Here is a 15607-nt window from a genome sequence, read left to right on the forward strand (position 1 = left end):
TCCTTGAAGCAGCTTTGCTGCGCTCTTTCCACTTTCTTTGCTTTCCGCTTCTTTTCCTCTTTTCACCTTGTGACTTGTAACTAAATCGTAAATGTATTTTGCGATATACTAGGCTCGGGAATAGCTCAAATTTTTAGCATTTCCTTGAATTATTTCAATAAGCTAGGCAATATCTACGCTATAAAATGGTATTGCAGATAATCGCTGTTAACAGACGCGTTTGTAACAAGGAAGGGTATGTTGCCTCGGGGCTTTACATTAATTGAGTTGTTGATAGCGGTAGCTGTTTTGGCTATTACTTTGGCTCTAGCAATTCCAAGTTACTCACTGTTTATTCAAAAAGATGCTGCATCTGCTGGAGCAACTAATTTAAGTCGAACTTTAAATTATGCGCGCTCTGAGGCGGTATCGCGTGATGTCTCGATCACAATTAATCCCGTTAATGCTAATTGGCATGAAGGTTGGGTGATCAACGAAGGCGTTAATGTTGTTCGTAATATTCAAAGTGCTGATAGTCGTTTGGTGTATGTTGGAGCCCCTGCCAGCGTAGAGTATTTACCCACGGGTTTTGTTAATATAACCCCTGGTACTGAATTGCAGTGGACGATAACCCCTAACGAATGTGTCTCTGAAGCGATTCGCCGAATTTCTCTCAATGCCCTTGGGCGCGTTAAAGTAGAAACTCTCTCATGTCCCTAGATAAAGCTAAATTCAATTCCAAGCAGCAAGGCTATACTTTACTGGAAGTACTGATCTCTATGGTCATTCTTGCTATTGGCTTACTTGGAATGGCGGCTATGATGCTAAATAGTATTAAGAGTAATCAAGGGGCTTTACATCGAAGTGAAGCAACTTTGTATGCTTATGAAGTTCTTGATCTTATGCGGGCAAACCGCACGGCAGCAGAAGCGGGTGACTATAACATCGCCATCGGAGCATCATCAGCCCGTTCGACTATCGCCGAAATTGACTTAGATAATTGGAAGGATAGCTTGTCGCAATTGCCCTTAGGTGATGGATCAATCTCTCAAAGTGGTGGAATTGCCACAATCACTGTGCAATGGGATGAGTCGCGCATGCAGGGCGGTGCTATTCAAAATTTTGTATATATGGCGGAGTATTAAAGTGCCAAGATATGGTTTAAGGCGCATTGCTGGTGTTGGTTTAGTTGAATTAATGATTGCGATGGCATTAGCTATGGTGTTGATGTTAGGCATTATTCAAGTATACATTCCGAGCCTTAAAACCAATGATGTAAATCGTGGTGTATCGCAAGTACAGGAAAAAGCACGTTATTTGACGCAAATTCTGGCTAAGGATATTCGCATGGCAGGCTATTCAGGCTGTATGACCCGTGCGGATATCGAAGTCGATAATGTACTTAACCATGCTGGGAGTGCCGCTTGGGAATATGAGAATGATCTCTATTCAATTTTGGTCAACGGTACGCTACCGACCGGCGGGGCTGGCATCCCTAATTTGAACAGCTTACTTGCGAGTGATGCAACCCCTACTGATGGCAATTCTCTGTTGTTGTTTAGTTCTGCAATTGGTGATGCAATCTCTCTGTTGCCACCAAAGCAAGGTGCTAACCTTACGGTGAGCGATAATGGTGATACTTCGCGGGCGTGTAGCGGTGGGGGGAACTCTATTGGAGGGTTCTGTATCGGTGATATTGTTATGCTGGCTGATTGTTCTAAAGCTAAAATATTTCAAGCGACCAACGTTAATATTGTGGCTAGTAATGTACGCATTGAACATGCGGCGTCGGGTACTCCGGGAAATTCAACGACCTCCTGGGGAGATAATACCGGTGATTTGTATAGTGGTGATTCAGAACTTATTCGCAAAACCACGTTAACCTATTTTGTGGCTAATAATGTCGATGGTGTTTCTAGTTTATTTCGCAAATCCGACAATGATACAGCCTTAGAGCTGGCGAGCAATGTGTATAGTTTTCGCACGCTCTATGGGGTTGATACTGTGGGACAAAAACAAGTGACGGTCTACCAAGATGAAGCCTCTGTTAGCAATTGGGATGACGTGATATCAGTGCGCATCGAGTTGTTAATTGGTAGCGATGAAACGGGCTTACTTGATGAGCCACAGCGCTTTAGTTTGAACTTTGGTAATCAAGCTGAAGCAGCTATGGCTGATACCCGTTATTACCAGATGGTGCGCAGCACTGTTGTACTTCGAAATCGGACGTTCTAGTGAAATCTTTTAAACATCAAGATGGTATGATTTTGGTTACAAGCCTCATTTTTTTGGTGATGCTAACTATTATTGCCTTGGTATCGATGCAAGACGCCACCATTCAAGAGAAAATGGCCGGCAATAGTCGTGACTATAACTTAGCCTTTCAAGCCGCTGAATCAGGATTACGTAAAGCCGAAGAGATAGCTCGCCTGACGCAACCGACTTCAACGGCTACTGGTACGTTTATGCTCGATGCCATGTTTAAGCATCAAAGCACGTATAATATAGATCGAACAGAAATTCAACAACGAACAATGCAAGACCTTGAAGCTGGGGTAGTTAGTCCTGCGTCGTTTGTTTATCGTATTGAATCTTCTGGGGCAGGGCCTGGTAGTGCCAATGTTGTGCTGCAAAGCACCTATATGGATTAACGTTTAATGAATATACGAAAGATGAAACGAATCAAATGGCTACTATTTAGTTTTCTCTACAGTTTTGGTAGCGTTCAAGCTGCTGTTGATATCGCAAAATCGCCTTTGTTTCTAGCGCAGGGTGTTGATCCTAACATTATGCTGGTCTGGGATGATTCCGGCTCTATGCAAGAAGAAATGATGCCAAATACGGTAGAAAGAAAGTTTGGAGGAAAGCGAATCCATTTTATCTTCCCGACAACCGTAGCAAACATATATTTGGCGTCGAATAAAGGTAGTCATATCATTACCTATCACCCGGATGATATTCGCAATATTTATAGTCGCTCTCCGCACAACAATAAAATTTATTATGATCCGGAAGCTTATTACCCGCCGTGGATCAAAGCGGATGGAACTATCTACCCCAATGCTCCAGCCACAGCCGCACCAACAAATCCAGAGAACTCGTCAGCAGGAACTCGAAACCTAACTTCTCTCAACAGCGCTAGTGGAGTTGATGGTGTATATAACAAAGATTCAGAAGCAGGTTTTGGTGGGACCACGGATATTGGATATGCGGGCCAGTTTGCAGGTAGTTATCAGTTCTGGCCTTCATTTTATTATCGATACGACGGCGTAGATGGTGATAATACCCAAGAAACCACGGCGACTAATTACACTCGTATCGACATTTGTCCAAGTAATCCGCCAAAGGATCCAAACGATGCAAGTGTAGATGCTTGCACTCAAACCACATATCCCAAGTATGAGAATCGTGTTGATTGTGCTGGTACTAGTTGTACTTATGATGAAGAAATTCAAAATTATGCAAACTGGTATACGTATTACCGGTCGCGCGCGCTAATGGCTCGTGGTGCAATTGGTTATGCACTTAGCGATTTAACCGGTGAAACTAGAATTGGATATGCTTCGCTTAATCACCGTTCTGGCAATAGCTATACAGGTATCACAGATTGCGCAGTGAATATGAACTCGATTGCATGTGGCGTTCGTCCTTTTTCCGGAACTGACAAATCTAAATTCTATGATTTGCTATACAAAACTCGTGTTTACGCTTCTCATGGGACGCATAGTCCGCGAGCTCTTAGAGAAGTTGGAGACTATTTCAAAGTTACTAATTCTACCGGGCCTTGGTCTGATCAGCCTGGAGTCAGTGATCCAACTGAGACTTTAGAAGACCAAGTCACGTGTAGAAAAAACTTTGCAATTGTGACAACAGATGGTTATTGGAACAATTCGCATAGCTATTCGGCTACTGATGACGCTATCGAATCTGCTGGCCCTCTTATCGATGGTATTTCTCGATATTCACCGGTTAGGCCCTACAAAACCGCGGGTAGTAATACTGTCAATGGCAGTACGCTTGCCGATGTTGCTACTTATTATTGGAGTAATGATTTACGTGGTGACATGACTAACAATGTTGCAGCCACTTCAGAAAACCCTGCTTTTTGGCAACACATGGTAACCTATGGGGTCGGCTTTGGGGTCGGTGGAACAATAAGTTTACCAAATGACTTGGTCGCTCTTACGGATGGAAGTAAAGATTGGCCCTTAGTCACGGGCACCGGTGAAACTACTGACAAAATTGATGACCTACTGCATGCAACTTTGAATAGCCGCGGGGAATACTTTAGTGCTGACAACCCTAGTTCATTAGCTGATGCACTATCAAATGCGCTATCTAGTATTGCCGCTCAAGTCGCATCATCGACAGCAGGTTCAACCAACACATCTTCAATATCAACGCTCACCAAGCTTTATCGCGCCGAATTTAATAGTAGCGACTGGACTGGGGATATACTTGCTTATCCGATAAATAGTGATGGAAGTATTGGCGATATCGCTGATGGTTGGAAAGCATCTGATATGTTACCCGATCATGCTGACAGAGAAATATTCACCTATGGCACGAGCTCAGGAGTTGAATTTATATGGGGGGCGACTGGTCTCGATAGCGTGATTAGTAATGCCCTCAATCAGGATATTTCCGGTACTGTTGATAATCTTGGTGAAGCTCGATTGAATTATCTACGAGGAGATACCTCAAACAGCAGTTTCCGCAACCGTTCAACCTTGATTGGTGACATCGTAAATTCTAATCCTACGTATGTAGAACAAGGCGACTTTGGTTATGCCTCTGGCTTTAGTGGACTTAGCACATCTGAAAAATCTAGTTATGCACTTTGGCGAGCAACATCTGACTATGTAGACCGCTCTAACATGCTTTATTTTGGAGCAAACAATGGCATGATGCACGGCATAAACGCAGACACAGGCGTCGAACTTTTTGCCTATGTGCCTCGAAATGCCATCGTAAACACTAGTGGTAGCAGCCAAGACAATATAAGCGCGCTGACTTCTCCGAATTACAACCATCGCTATTATGTCGATGCCAATGCAAGGGTGGCTGATGCAAACATTGGTACAGGCTCGCCTGAATGGACCAGCGTCTTGGTTTCCACCTTAGGTGGCGGTGGACGAGGCGTGTTTGCATTAGATGTGGGAACACCAGACTCATTTGGAACTGATAATGTGCTTTGGGAAATAAATAGTGCCGTAAAGAGTTCAGTTGATTATTTGGGCAGTGTTACGGGCGATACCGCTATTGGAAAAACGGCTAGTGGAGACTGGGTTGCTATTGTTCCAAATGGATATAACAGTGACACCCATACCGCAGCGCTAGTTGTCTTAGACTTAACAGACGGCAGTGTTAAGCAAATTCTCGATACTAAAGTTGGTGATGCGAGTAATCCCAATGGCTTAAGTAGTGTATTGGCCGTTGATACTAATTCAGATAAGCTCATCGACGCTGTCTATGCCGGGGACTTGCAAGGCAATATGTGGAAGTTCGACTTGTCTGCCAATAACTCTAATTCTTGGGAAGTTGCCTATGGAAACTCTAGCACCCCTGAATCACTATATCAGGCCTGTGATGGTACTTGCTCGTCAAGTACATGGCGTCCTATAACGGCTAAACCACGGGCTATTGCTCATCCCCATGGTGGTGTAATGGTGTTATTTGGCAGTGGTAGTTTTTTCCGAGATGACGATATTACAGCTTCACGAGTGGAAGCGATGTACGGCATATGGGATAACGGCGCAGTTGTTAGCCCGGTAAATTTACAAGAACAAACCATCATTTATGAGAAAACCGCCTCTGACGTTGAAACCAGCGATGGAACGTCAATCTATGATATTCGCACCGTCAGCGACACCAAGGTGACTTACCCAAGCCAAAAAGGTTGGTATTTAAACGTAATTAGTCCTCATTCAGTGGATAGTAGCGACAATATTATTCTGACCGGTGAACGTATTGTTGATGATATTCAGGTACATAAAGGTCGAGCAATTTTCACCACCATCATTCCTTCTAGTGCAGAGTGTGAAAGTGGAGGGGATTCATGGTTAATGGAAATCGATCCGATCAACGGTTCACGTCTTAACTACAATGTTATCGATGTGAATGGAGATGGCTCGGTGTCTGGCGGGGATTACATAAATATTGCAGCGGATGGAGAAGATGCTATTTGGGTACCCGCATCTGGTCGTAAATCTGACCAAATTGAAAGCTCTCCGGTTATCATCGAAGCAGCTGATGGCAGTAAAGAGTTCAAGTATATCAGCGGCACCAATGGTATATCGACCGTTGTAGAGTCTACATTTGACGAAAATAGCGGGCGAATGTCATGGCGACAAGTCAATTAAGTACAAAGAGATAGTAGATTATGGTTACTAAGAAAAAAGGTTTTAGCTTAATTGAGTTGATGGTTGCAGTGGCCATTGTGGCTATTGTGGCCTCTGTAGCCTATCCCAGTTATCGTGAATTTGTGGCTAGCTCAAAGCGTAGTAAGGCTAAAATTTCTTTGCTTGAACTAGCCCAGTTTATGGAACGTCATTACACGGCAAACTTTAGCTATGTTGGTGCAACCCTGCCGTATGCAGAGGTCCCCACCGATCAGAGCACTAAGTACTATGATGTTAGTCAAAGTGCTGCTGCCACAACCTATAGCATTACCTTGACCCGTAAAGGTGTTATGGCAGCCGATGCCTGTGGTAATTTTTCGATAAACCAAGCCGGAGTAACGTCAGTCTCGGGGGCTAGCCGCACCCTTGATGAGTGTTGGTAAGTGGAATGCTTTAAACCAGCGCTGTGGCATAAACACCAGTAGGTTTCCGAGGAGGACCGATATTAATCCCAATATCGCAATAGGACTCCACTGGTAGCCTTCTAGCAAGCTCGATATCCCTAAGGCAACGACAGGAAACATCACCGTGCAGTAAGCAGCTTTAGCGGCCCCTATGCGACCAACCAAACTTAGATATAAGCTAAAGCCCACAACCGATCCTATAATCGCCAGATATAACAGGCTGGCGAAGTATTGCTGTTCAAGGTGCAAACTAAAACTTGCACCTGTTAGATACGACCACAATGCCAGCAGTATCGTGCCGTAAGCCATACCATATGCATTGACTGACAATACTGAAAGACCGCTTTGTTGCTGCTTGGCCGAAAGCAAATTGCCGATCGAAAAGCAGTACGTGCCAGCTAGTGCCAAGCCTAAGCCGACAAAAATTTCACTTGGTTGACTAGACTGGGATATTTGCGGATAGAACATGGCGCTTAAGCCCAGAACTCCCAACATAGCACCAAAACCTGCACTGCGGCTGATGGTTTGCCCTTGGAAAACACGTAGGTTCAGCAAGTTCATAACCGTTGCTAGCGAGAACACGATCGATATTAGTCCACTAGGGATGGTTAAAGCAGCGTGATAAAACAGCATGAAATTGCAGCTAAACAACAGCATACCAATCGCAAGGCAACTGAGGTGCTGCTTAAAGCTAATGCGTTGAAGTTTGCCAAACAAGCCTAAGCCAAGTAACAAGAGTAAGGCTGCAATGCCAAAACGATACATAATGGAGATGCTAATCGGGACTTCGCCAACTTGATAGGCAATTGCCACCCAAGTGGTTCCCCAAATGATAACCGTAAATATATAAATAAGTGTGGTGAGCATAATCCATCGCAAGGTGTTGGCTAAGTCCCATCCTAACAGAGCTTTTGCGCATCAGCAGTGGGTTTTAGTACCGCAAACGTATATGGCCGGGCAGAACTTAGTTCAAACACGACTTTTCAATAGCTTAGCGCTGTGCTTTAGGCTATTTTTAAACAATCATTACAGTGGAGCTAGGCACAATGAGCCGCAAAATTTCAACCTCGGCATTGGCTAAAAAACATGGTTTGAGCGCCAAACAGATGTTTCAACGCTTTGAAAGTGCGTCGTTTATCCAACGTATAGACGAGCATTGGCAACTTACTAATGCCGGAATTATCGCCGGTGGCGAAATGAAAAACCACTCCAAATATGGCGAGTACGTGGCGTGGCCAGAGGCGCTTAGCCTTGAGCAAATCAATGCGGTTTCGAGTGAGCGTGCCAAGTCTTTGAGCGCCACCGCTATTGGCAAGCATTTTGTGATATCCCCAATTAAGGTTAATCACTTATTGGCCGAATTAGGCTGGTTAGAAAAGTCGATTAAAGGCTGGAAAGTCAGTGCGCAGGGGCTACGAGTTGGCGGCATACAAAACGAGGATGAACACTCAGGGATCCCCTTTGTTACCTGGCCTGGTCGTATTCTGGATAACATCAGTTTAACCAGTCTAATTGAGAACGTTCTTGAAACAAACGATAACGCTGTGTATCCCCCGCAAGGTAAATACCGAGCGATTGACGGTCATTTTCTTGCATCTCAAGCTGAGCTCAGTATAGATAATTGGCTCTACCTTGCCCTGATTAGGCATGCCACGCAAAGACGTTTGCCGATCGACGAAACGCTTTATGCTGGTTTTTATCTACCGGATGCCAAGCTATATATAGAGTATTGGGACAGCACCCAAACCAGTGATGACGATACCCTGAAAAAAGAGGCGTATTACAAGCACGGTTTTAACCTGATTGAACTAAGCGCTGACGATATTCAGAACCTTGATGAAGTGCTGCCGCGACAGTTACTGAAATACGGTATTCAAGCCTATTAGCTAACGGGGTAATCGTCTGTACGATAGAAAAGCCAGCTCGCGAACGTTATTCGATAGGCTTCAAATGAATAAACGCCAACTACTGAACCAGTGTGGCGTTTATCATTACTAATGAATCAATAAAATAAACTATCGTTTAGTTAGATTTTACAGCTAAGCCTGGGTAGACACCCTCAAGTACTTTAGAGTCTTTTACCACGACGGTGCCATTGACCAGTACATATGGGATCCCGGTTGAAGGTAGGCCTGCGGCTGTTAATGTTGAGTTGTCTTGCACCCCTGCAGGGTCAAATATTGTGATGTCGGCATCTTTATTAACCTGCATACGGCCTTTGTTGTTCATTGTTTTCACTCCATTTTCTTCCAAAAATTTGGCGGGCATGTAAGTCATTTTTGATACTGCAGTCATCAATGGCATGATATTTTTTTCGCGAGTCAAACGTAAGACCTTGGCATGGGTACCCGCTGCTCGAGGGTGACCTTGAACATCTTCATAAGAAGTATGCCAGTCTATCGCCATATCGCCGGTTGAGCTGATAGTAAGCGGCATAGCATCACTCGCGATTAGCGTCGTTGGGTCCGCCAAAGCGTCATTTAAACCTTCTTCTGAAATTCCAGCGAAGATTACTGATGTGCCTGGGTCGGTTTCCACTAAGGCTTCGTAGCGATCCTTTGTCAGAGGCTTCATGGTTTCCACTTCAATAATATCTTCATAACTACGTCCCATGTTTGGACCATAGTTCTCAGGCACTAAGTAATCCGCGCCGACAATGGTTGCGCCTTGATAGTATGGATATACTTCAGCCGAAACTTTTAGCCCCGCTTTACGAGCGTCAGCCACCATTTCTAGTGCTTCAGGTGTTTTGTTTAGGGCTTGTTGGTGAATATGCTGAATCAATAAACCGCCACCATAAATCCCAACGCTAGATATCATCTCTTGGAATCCAAGCACACCCGTAGTGTCAGGCATTTGGCTAGAGAATCGGCCGTGCAAGAACGTTGACATGCCATTATCAGCTGCAATTTTTTGCCACGAAAGCATCTCCTTTGAAGTTGCCCCTTTACTCATATATCCAACAGGAACGCCAACCCCTAGAGCGCCTTCTTTAACACCTTGCTCGACCATCTGACTAATTTGTTCTACTTGTTCACTATTTGGAACAAAGGTTTGCACTTCCATAGTGACATGAGAGTGCTCATGAGACTTTGCGTCAAAAACATCCTGTACAATAGAACCCGTTGTTGAGTTGTATTCTGGGTTAACTATCTTTTCTCGGATACCAGCAGCTGAAACCGTGGCTCCGAAGTTAGTTTGCGAACGGCCTTCCATTTTTTCATAGTACTCTGAAACGGGATATACACCGATTTCGAGTTCAAGTGGCGTAGTAACACCGTCTCGTAGCTGTAGTTTTTGTCCAAAGGGTATATGCGAGCTGTGTGAATGCGTGTCGATAAAACCTGGTGCTACAACATGACCTTGGGCTTGGATAACTTCGTCAGCGCTAATATCTTGCTGGGTAATAACCGCAATTTTGCCATCTTTAACACCTACATTTGCGACTTTATCGAAACCTGTTTCTGGATCCATTACCCGGCCATTCAATATTGCGATATCGTAGTCTTGAGCATATACGCCAACGCTAATTAAAGTTATTGCCAACGCTAGTGGGGTTAAACTGTTTTTGATTCTCATCATAATTCCTATATATCTGATTGCTGAAAATTTCATCGGCTGATTGTTGCGGCCATCTCTAAGTTGATGGCTAATATACGGGCCGCATGAAATGAGCGTTAATACACTGGAGAGGACGCAACCATCATCAAACTTTTGAGAGGTTTTTAGTGTCGTTGTAGCTGGAAGGGTTAAGTCGACAGTTCAATTAAACAAATGGTTAGGCTATATCGAGAAAATTTCGCCTTAGATTATCCTAGATTGGAAGTGAATCTGCGGGTATAAGCTGAGTCACTATTCACACTGAACTTCGTTTCTTGCTCTTGCAGAACAGTGGATTTTGCTTAGCGATTGAGGATTCTTTGCTGTCAAAGAATGAGCTCTGGAATAAATAAAAAAGGCAAGAAAAAAGCCCGTGAATAAATTCACGGGCTTTCCGTATTTGGTGGCCCTTCCCCGACTTGAACGGGGGACCTGACGATTATGAGTCGTATGCTCTAACCAACTGAGCTAAAGGGCCAAATTGTTAGGCAGGATTATATTTAAAGCATCCCGCCTTGTCTACCAACACTGAACTAAGTGCGCACAATTTGCGCGCTTAGGGTGTTTTAATTGGCAGTTTACTCGTCTAGGAAGCTGCGAAGCTGCTCTGAACGAGAAGGGTGACGCAATTTACGCAAGGCTTTAGCTTCGATTTGACGAATCCGCTCACGGGTAACGTCAAACTGTTTGCCAACTTCTTCAAGGGTATGGTCGGTGTTCATGCCAATACCAAAGCGCATACGCAGTACTTTCGCTTCACGAGGTGTGAGGCCCGCTAGTACATCTTGAGTGGCGTTCTTAAGGTTCTCACTAGTTGCAGCCTCAACTGGCATAGCTAGTGTGGTGTCCTCAATAAAGTCACCTAAGTGCGAATCTTCATCATCACCGATCGGCGTTTCCATTGAGATTGGCTCTTTAGCAATCTTAAGTACTTTGCGGATCTTGTCTTCTGGCATCATCATGCGTTCTGCCAATTCTTCAGGATTAGGCTCACGACCCATTTCTTGAAGCATTTGACGGCTGATACGATTAAGTTTGTTAATCGTTTCAATCATGTGTACCGGAATACGGATGGTACGCGCTTGGTCAGCAATAGAGCGGGTGATTGCTTGACGGATCCACCAAGTTGCATAAGTTGAGAACTTATAACCACGGCGATATTCAAACTTATCAACAGCTTTCATCAGACCAATGTTGCCTTCTTGAATCAAATCTAAGAACTGCAAACCACGGTTTGTATATTTTTTAGCAATGGAGATTACCAAACGTAAGTTGGCTTCTACCATTTCTTTTTTGGCGCGACGAGCTTTGGCTTCGCCAATACTCATACGGCGGTTAATGTCTTTAATACCAGGAATGGTGAGGCCAGTTTCTTGTTCAACATTCTTCATTTTGAAGACACTACGGCGAATTTCTTCGTCAATTTCTTTAAGTGCTGGCGAGTAAGCGGCGCCGGCATTTTGTAGCTTGTCGAACCATTCAGTTTCAGTTTCGTTGCCAGCAAATGCGGCTACGAATACTTTCTTAGGCACTTTACTTTGTTCAACACAAAGTTTGATGATTAAACGCTCTTGGGTGCGAATACGATCCATTTTGCTACGCATTGCCAGAACCATTCGGTCGAATAGTTTAGGTACAAGGCGGAAGGTATGGAAAATTTCGCTTAGTTCGTGAATTTCGGCAACTGCTTGCTTAGAAGAACGACCATGCTTGTTAATTGCAGCGTGGGTTACTTCGTACTGAGCTTGTAGCGTTTCGAAGCGCTCTTTGATTAACTCAGGATCAAGACCGGTGTCTTCTTCTTCTTCGTCTTCATCGTCGTCGCTGTCTTCGTCTTCGAGATCTTTTTCTTCGAGTTCAGAACCAACGTGGGTCGCTGTTGGAGCAGCTTCCGCAACTTCACTTTCATCAATGAAGTTATTAACGATGTCGCTGATTTTAAGTTCTTCAGCTTGAAACTTGTCGTATAAGTCGAGCAACAAAGCAATGGTTTCTGGATATTCAGAAACACTGCGTTGAACTTGGTTAATACCTTCTTCGATACGCTTAGCGATATCGATTTCACCCTCACGGGTTAACAGTTCAACTGTGCCCATTTCACGCATATACATACGTACTGGGTCAGTGGTGCGGCCAAGTTCAGATTCTACAGTTGCCAGGGCTTGCGCAGCCGCTTCTTCGGCTTCTTCGGAGGTTGTTGAACCACCTTGTAGGATTATATCGTCGGCGTCTGGGGCACTTTCGTAGACTTGAATGCCCATGTCGTTCATCATTTGAATGATGTCTTCGACTTGATCGGTATCTACGAGATCAGTCGGCAGGTGATCGTTTACCTGAGCGTATGTCAAATAGCCTTGCTCTTTGCCTTTTGCTAAAAGCAGTTTGAGTTGAGACTGTGGCGTTGGTTCCATAGATGTCATCCGAGTTCGTGAAAGCTAGCGATACTTGTGGCGAGCGCGCAAACGCGCAACGCGATATACTAACAAGTATGGTTGATTTTTGCTATATCAAGGTATTGTTTTGATATATTTTTCGAAGAACTACTCTGTTCTTCAGTTTTAGGTCTTCAGAATCAATAATAATTGGTTCATTTCTAGTTTTTCTTCTCTACTCAAACTACCTTGCAGAGACTTTAAGTTCAGAGCGTCATAACGCTGCTGTAATAACTGGTCAATAAAGCCAGCGATAATGTCTTGAAACTCTTCGCTAAACTGAGTTTCATCAATTTGTAGGTTGTGCATAGCCAAGCGGCTAAGTGCATTGTATTCCGAGCGTTCGCGCCAATGCTCTAAAAGCTGCCCGGTGTTTACCTGCGGGTATTGCTGTATACGTTGCAGTAACTCAACTAACAGGCTCATCCCCTTTAAGTTGAGCTGAGATAATTGGTCAAAATCACTGAGTTCTAGTTCGACGCACACTTGCGGTGCTTGCAAACACATTGCAATGGCTCGGCGTATTGGTGTCAGCTTAAATTCTTTACTGCGACCTTGAAGTTGATGCTTGGCTTTTGGCGCGCTGATGTTGCGTTCGAGTTGTTCTCGAGTCCAGCGGGTGTGTAAAGCAAGTTGGTCAAGTAAGGCTTCGCGATAAAACTGCGCCGGTACTTGTTCAATTAAGGCTTTGGCTTGGGCGGCTAACTGGCTTTTTCCGGTATCGCTGTTAATTTCTAAGTCTTGGGTTAACCGGCGGAACATAAATTGAGTGAGGGATTCTGCATTGCTGATCCGCACTTCAAACTGCTCTAGACCTTCTTCGCGAACTAAGGTGTCGGGGTCTTCGCCATCGGGTAAAAACATAAAGCTAAGTTCGACATTATCGCGTAGCAAGGGTAGGGCGTTCTCTAATGCGCGCCAAGCTGCTTCTCTGCCTGCTCGGTCACCATCGAAACAACATACCACTTTACCGGTAGCTCTAAACAGCAGTTGTAGATGTTCGGTAGTGGTGGCGGTGCCTAGCGATGCTACTGCGTAATTGAGACCAAACTGAGCTAAGGACACCACGTCCATATAGCCTTCGACCACTAAGATTTGCGGAATGGTTTTATAGGCTTGGCGGACCTCGTAAAAGCCGTACAGTTCGCGGCCTTTATGAAAAATAGGGGTTTCTGGTGAGTTAAGATACTTGGGGGTATCGTCACCCATAACTCGCCCACCAAAACCGATACAACGGCCGCGTCGGTCGCGGATCGGGAACATAATCCGATTTCTGAAACGGTCGTACTCACGACCTGAGTCATTACGAATTAACAATCCTGCATCAAGTAACAACTTACGTTGTTCTGAGGTTTTACCAAATTGGGAACACAATGCATCCCATTGCTCGGGGGCAAAACCAATTGCATATTGTTTAACGATTTCACCGCTTAAGCCGCGCCCTTTAAGGTAGTCTATGACGCTGGCTTTATTGGGATTATTGCGTAGCTGCTTTTGAAAATAAACAGCGGCTTGTTGGCATAGCTCGTATAAATTTTGTGCTTGCGGGTAGGCGGGTTTACTTGAAACCGGACTATTACCTTCTTCGCGGGGAACTTGCAAGTTATGGCTACTGGCAAGCTCTTCAACGGCTTCAACAAACTCGAGCTGGTCATATTCCATCAAAAAGCTTAAGGCGTTGCCATGTTCACCACAGCCAAAACAATGGTAAAACTGTTTGTCGGGGCTAACACTAAATGAGGGAGATTTTTCGTTATGAAACGGGCAACAGGCTGAATAGTTTTTGCCAGTTTTTTTTAGGCGAACACGTTGATCAATCAAACCGACGATATCGGTTCGAGCTAGTAAATCATCGATAAATTGTCGAGGTATACGACCCGCCATTTAAGCCCTTGGTTGCACAAGCATAGAAAAGAAACAAGCCGTGGCCTCTAAGAGAGCACGGCTTGTGGCGATCGAGTAAGTAGGGTTATGCGAGCTGCTGGCGTACAACGCTGCTAATTGCTCCCATGTCGGCTCGGCCTTGAACTTGAGGCTTGAGCACAGCCATTACCTTACCCATGTCTTGCATACCTTGAGCACCGCTTTGTTCAACCGCAGCAGCAATAAGTGCTACGATTTCATCTTGGCTAAGTGCAGTCGGTAAAAACTCTTCAAGAACGACGATCTCTGCGAGTTCGATATCAACTAAGTCTTGACGTTTTGCATCGGTAAATTGTTGCGCTGCATCTTTACGTTGCTTAACCATTTTGACAATGATGGCAAGAATGTCATCATCGGTAACGGTTACACGCTCATCAATTTCTTTTTGCTTAACGGCCGCAAGTAACATGCGCAATGTACCTAGGCGTGCTTTATCTCGAGCACGCATGGCTGCTTTTTGCTGTTCTTGAAGCTCAATTCTCAGTGACATCTTAGCTACCGCAGTTTTGAATTAGTATAAACGTACGCGACGTGCGTTTTCACGAGCTAATTTCTTAGCGTGACGTTTAACAGCAGACGCTTTAGCACGTTTGCGAGCAGTAGTTGGCTTTTCATAATATTCGCGACGACGAACTTCAGAAAGAACACCCGCTTTTTCACAAGAGCGCTTAAAACGACGTAGAGCTACGTCAAATGGTTCGTTTTCACGTACTTTAACGATTGGCATATGCCTTCTCACCTTCCGGTATAGTTGAGGGCTGGATTAAACAACAGCCATAGTGATTAAATTTGGTGCGGAATTCTAATCCCAAGCGGTGGTCAATGTAAAGCGAATTTCTGAATCACTGGTGAAATATTCACAAGATCG

The 15607-nt window shown here is 44.5% G+C and carries 13 protein-coding genes and 1 tRNA gene; 7 read left to right on the forward strand and 7 right to left on the reverse strand.

Features of this window, described 5'->3' with window-relative positions; all coding sequences use genetic code 11:
• The first annotated feature begins 237 nt into the window (after positions 1–237).
• Genes DBZ36_RS08375 through DBZ36_RS08400 form a run of 6 tightly spaced genes read left to right on the forward strand, consistent with a single transcriptional unit; the run spans position 238 to position 6763 of the window.
• A complete protein-coding gene (locus DBZ36_RS08375) occupies positions 238–699 on the forward strand; it encodes a GspH/FimT family pseudopilin (RefSeq protein WP_120354958.1) in 462 nt (153 codons plus the stop codon).
• Entirely contained in the window at positions 690–1124 is a 435-nt protein-coding gene (gene pilV / locus DBZ36_RS08380; protein ID WP_120354502.1) for a type IV pilus modification protein PilV, read from the forward strand. Before DBZ36_RS08375 ends, pilV begins: the two co-directional genes overlap by 10 nt.
• A 1-nt stretch (position 1125) precedes the next feature.
• Positions 1126–2214: a PilW family protein gene (locus DBZ36_RS08385; protein ID WP_158589053.1), complete on the forward strand. Its 1089-nt coding sequence runs from the start codon at positions 1126–1128 to the stop codon at positions 2212–2214.
• Positions 2214–2630 carry a pilus assembly PilX family protein gene (locus DBZ36_RS08390; RefSeq protein WP_199711817.1) on the forward strand — a complete coding sequence of 139 codons (417 nt, stop codon included), beginning with the start codon at positions 2214–2216 and terminating at the stop codon, positions 2628–2630. Before DBZ36_RS08385 ends, DBZ36_RS08390 begins: the two co-directional genes overlap by 1 nt.
• 6 nt (positions 2631–2636) lie before the next feature.
• Positions 2637–6341: a pilus assembly protein gene (locus DBZ36_RS08395; protein ID WP_120354504.1), complete on the forward strand. Its 3705-nt coding sequence runs from the start codon at positions 2637–2639 to the stop codon at positions 6339–6341.
• 20 nt (positions 6342–6361) lie between these two features.
• Complete coding sequence (locus tag DBZ36_RS08400) at positions 6362–6763, forward strand: type IV pilin protein (RefSeq protein ID WP_233558112.1); 402 nt, start codon at positions 6362–6364, stop codon at positions 6761–6763.
• Here DBZ36_RS08400 and DBZ36_RS08405 read toward each other — a convergent pair.
• Positions 6722–7651 carry a DMT family transporter gene (locus DBZ36_RS08405; protein WP_120354506.1) on the reverse strand — a complete coding sequence of 310 codons (930 nt, stop codon included), beginning with the start codon at positions 7649–7651 and terminating at the stop codon, positions 6722–6724. The two genes, DBZ36_RS08400 and DBZ36_RS08405, sit on opposite strands and share 42 nt — an antisense overlap.
• 179 nt (positions 7652–7830) lie before the next feature.
• On the opposite strand from DBZ36_RS08405, the gene DBZ36_RS08410 reads away from it, so the two are divergent.
• A complete protein-coding gene (locus DBZ36_RS08410; protein WP_120354507.1) occupies positions 7831–8670 on the forward strand; it encodes a glycerol kinase in 840 nt (279 codons plus the stop codon).
• Positions 8671–8806: 136 nt separating this feature from the next.
• Here DBZ36_RS08410 and DBZ36_RS08415 read toward each other — a convergent pair whose 3' ends face one another.
• From DBZ36_RS08415 to rpsU, 6 genes are all read right to left on the reverse strand, one after another.
• On the reverse strand, positions 8807–10363 hold the full coding sequence (locus DBZ36_RS08415) for an amidohydrolase family protein (RefSeq protein WP_158589054.1): 1557 nt from the start codon (positions 10361–10363) through the stop codon (positions 8807–8809).
• A 422-nt stretch (positions 10364–10785) separates the two neighbouring features.
• A tRNA-Ile gene (locus DBZ36_RS08420) sits at positions 10786–10862 on the reverse strand.
• Positions 10863–10962: 100 nt separating this feature from the next.
• On the reverse strand, positions 10963–12795 hold the full coding sequence (rpoD, locus tag DBZ36_RS08425) for an RNA polymerase sigma factor RpoD (RefSeq protein ID WP_120354509.1): 1833 nt from the start codon (positions 12793–12795) through the stop codon (positions 10963–10965).
• A 147-nt stretch (positions 12796–12942) separates the two neighbouring features.
• Positions 12943–14700 carry a DNA primase gene (dnaG, locus tag DBZ36_RS08430; RefSeq protein ID WP_120354510.1) on the reverse strand — a complete coding sequence of 586 codons (1758 nt, stop codon included), beginning with the start codon at positions 14698–14700 and terminating at the stop codon, positions 12943–12945.
• Between the two features lie 85 nt (positions 14701–14785).
• Positions 14786–15229 (reverse strand): GatB/YqeY domain-containing protein, encoded by a 444-nt coding sequence (locus tag DBZ36_RS08435; protein WP_120354511.1) that lies wholly within the window; start codon positions 15227–15229, stop codon positions 14786–14788.
• Positions 15230–15250: 21 nt separating this feature from the next.
• Positions 15251–15466, reverse strand: a complete 216-nt coding sequence (gene rpsU, locus DBZ36_RS08440; protein WP_120354512.1) for a 30S ribosomal protein S21 — start codon at positions 15464–15466, stop codon at positions 15251–15253.
• Between the last annotated feature and the right edge of the window lie 141 nt (positions 15467–15607).

The sequence above is a fragment of the Alginatibacterium sediminis genome, assembly GCF_003610775.1.
GTDB lineage: Bacteria > Pseudomonadota > Gammaproteobacteria > Enterobacterales > Celerinatantimonadaceae > Alginatibacterium > Alginatibacterium sediminis.

Excerpts from the sequence above, each read along its gene's own strand:
- DBZ36_RS08405 (WP_120354506.1), bottom strand. The coding sequence starts at position 7,651 with ATGCTCACCACACTTATTTATATATTTACGGTTATCATTTGGGGAACC.
- DBZ36_RS08400 (WP_233558112.1), top strand. The coding sequence starts at position 6,362 with ATGGTTACTAAGAAAAAAGGTTTTAGCTTAATTGAGTTGATGGTTGCA.
- DBZ36_RS08410 (WP_120354507.1), top strand. The coding sequence starts at position 7,831 with ATGAGCCGCAAAATTTCAACCTCGGCATTGGCTAAAAAACATGGTTTG.
- pilV (WP_120354502.1), top strand. The coding sequence starts at position 690 with ATGTCCCTAGATAAAGCTAAATTCAATTCCAAGCAGCAAGGCTATACT.
- rpsU (WP_120354512.1), bottom strand. The coding sequence starts at position 15,466 with ATGCCAATCGTTAAAGTACGTGAAAACGAACCATTTGACGTAGCTCTA.
- DBZ36_RS08395 (WP_120354504.1), top strand. The coding sequence starts at position 2,637 with ATGAATATACGAAAGATGAAACGAATCAAATGGCTACTATTTAGTTTT.
- DBZ36_RS08435 (WP_120354511.1), bottom strand. The coding sequence starts at position 15,229 with ATGTCACTGAGAATTGAGCTTCAAGAACAGCAAAAAGCAGCCATGCGT.
- DBZ36_RS08415 (WP_158589054.1), bottom strand. The coding sequence starts at position 10,363 with ATGAGAATCAAAAACAGTTTAACCCCACTAGCGTTGGCAATAACTTTA.
- dnaG (WP_120354510.1), bottom strand. The coding sequence starts at position 14,700 with ATGGCGGGTCGTATACCTCGACAATTTATCGATGATTTACTAGCTCGA.
- DBZ36_RS08375 (WP_120354958.1), top strand. The coding sequence starts at position 238 with ATGTTGCCTCGGGGCTTTACATTAATTGAGTTGTTGATAGCGGTAGCT.
- rpoD (WP_120354509.1), bottom strand. The coding sequence starts at position 12,795 with ATGGAACCAACGCCACAGTCTCAACTCAAACTGCTTTTAGCAAAAGGC.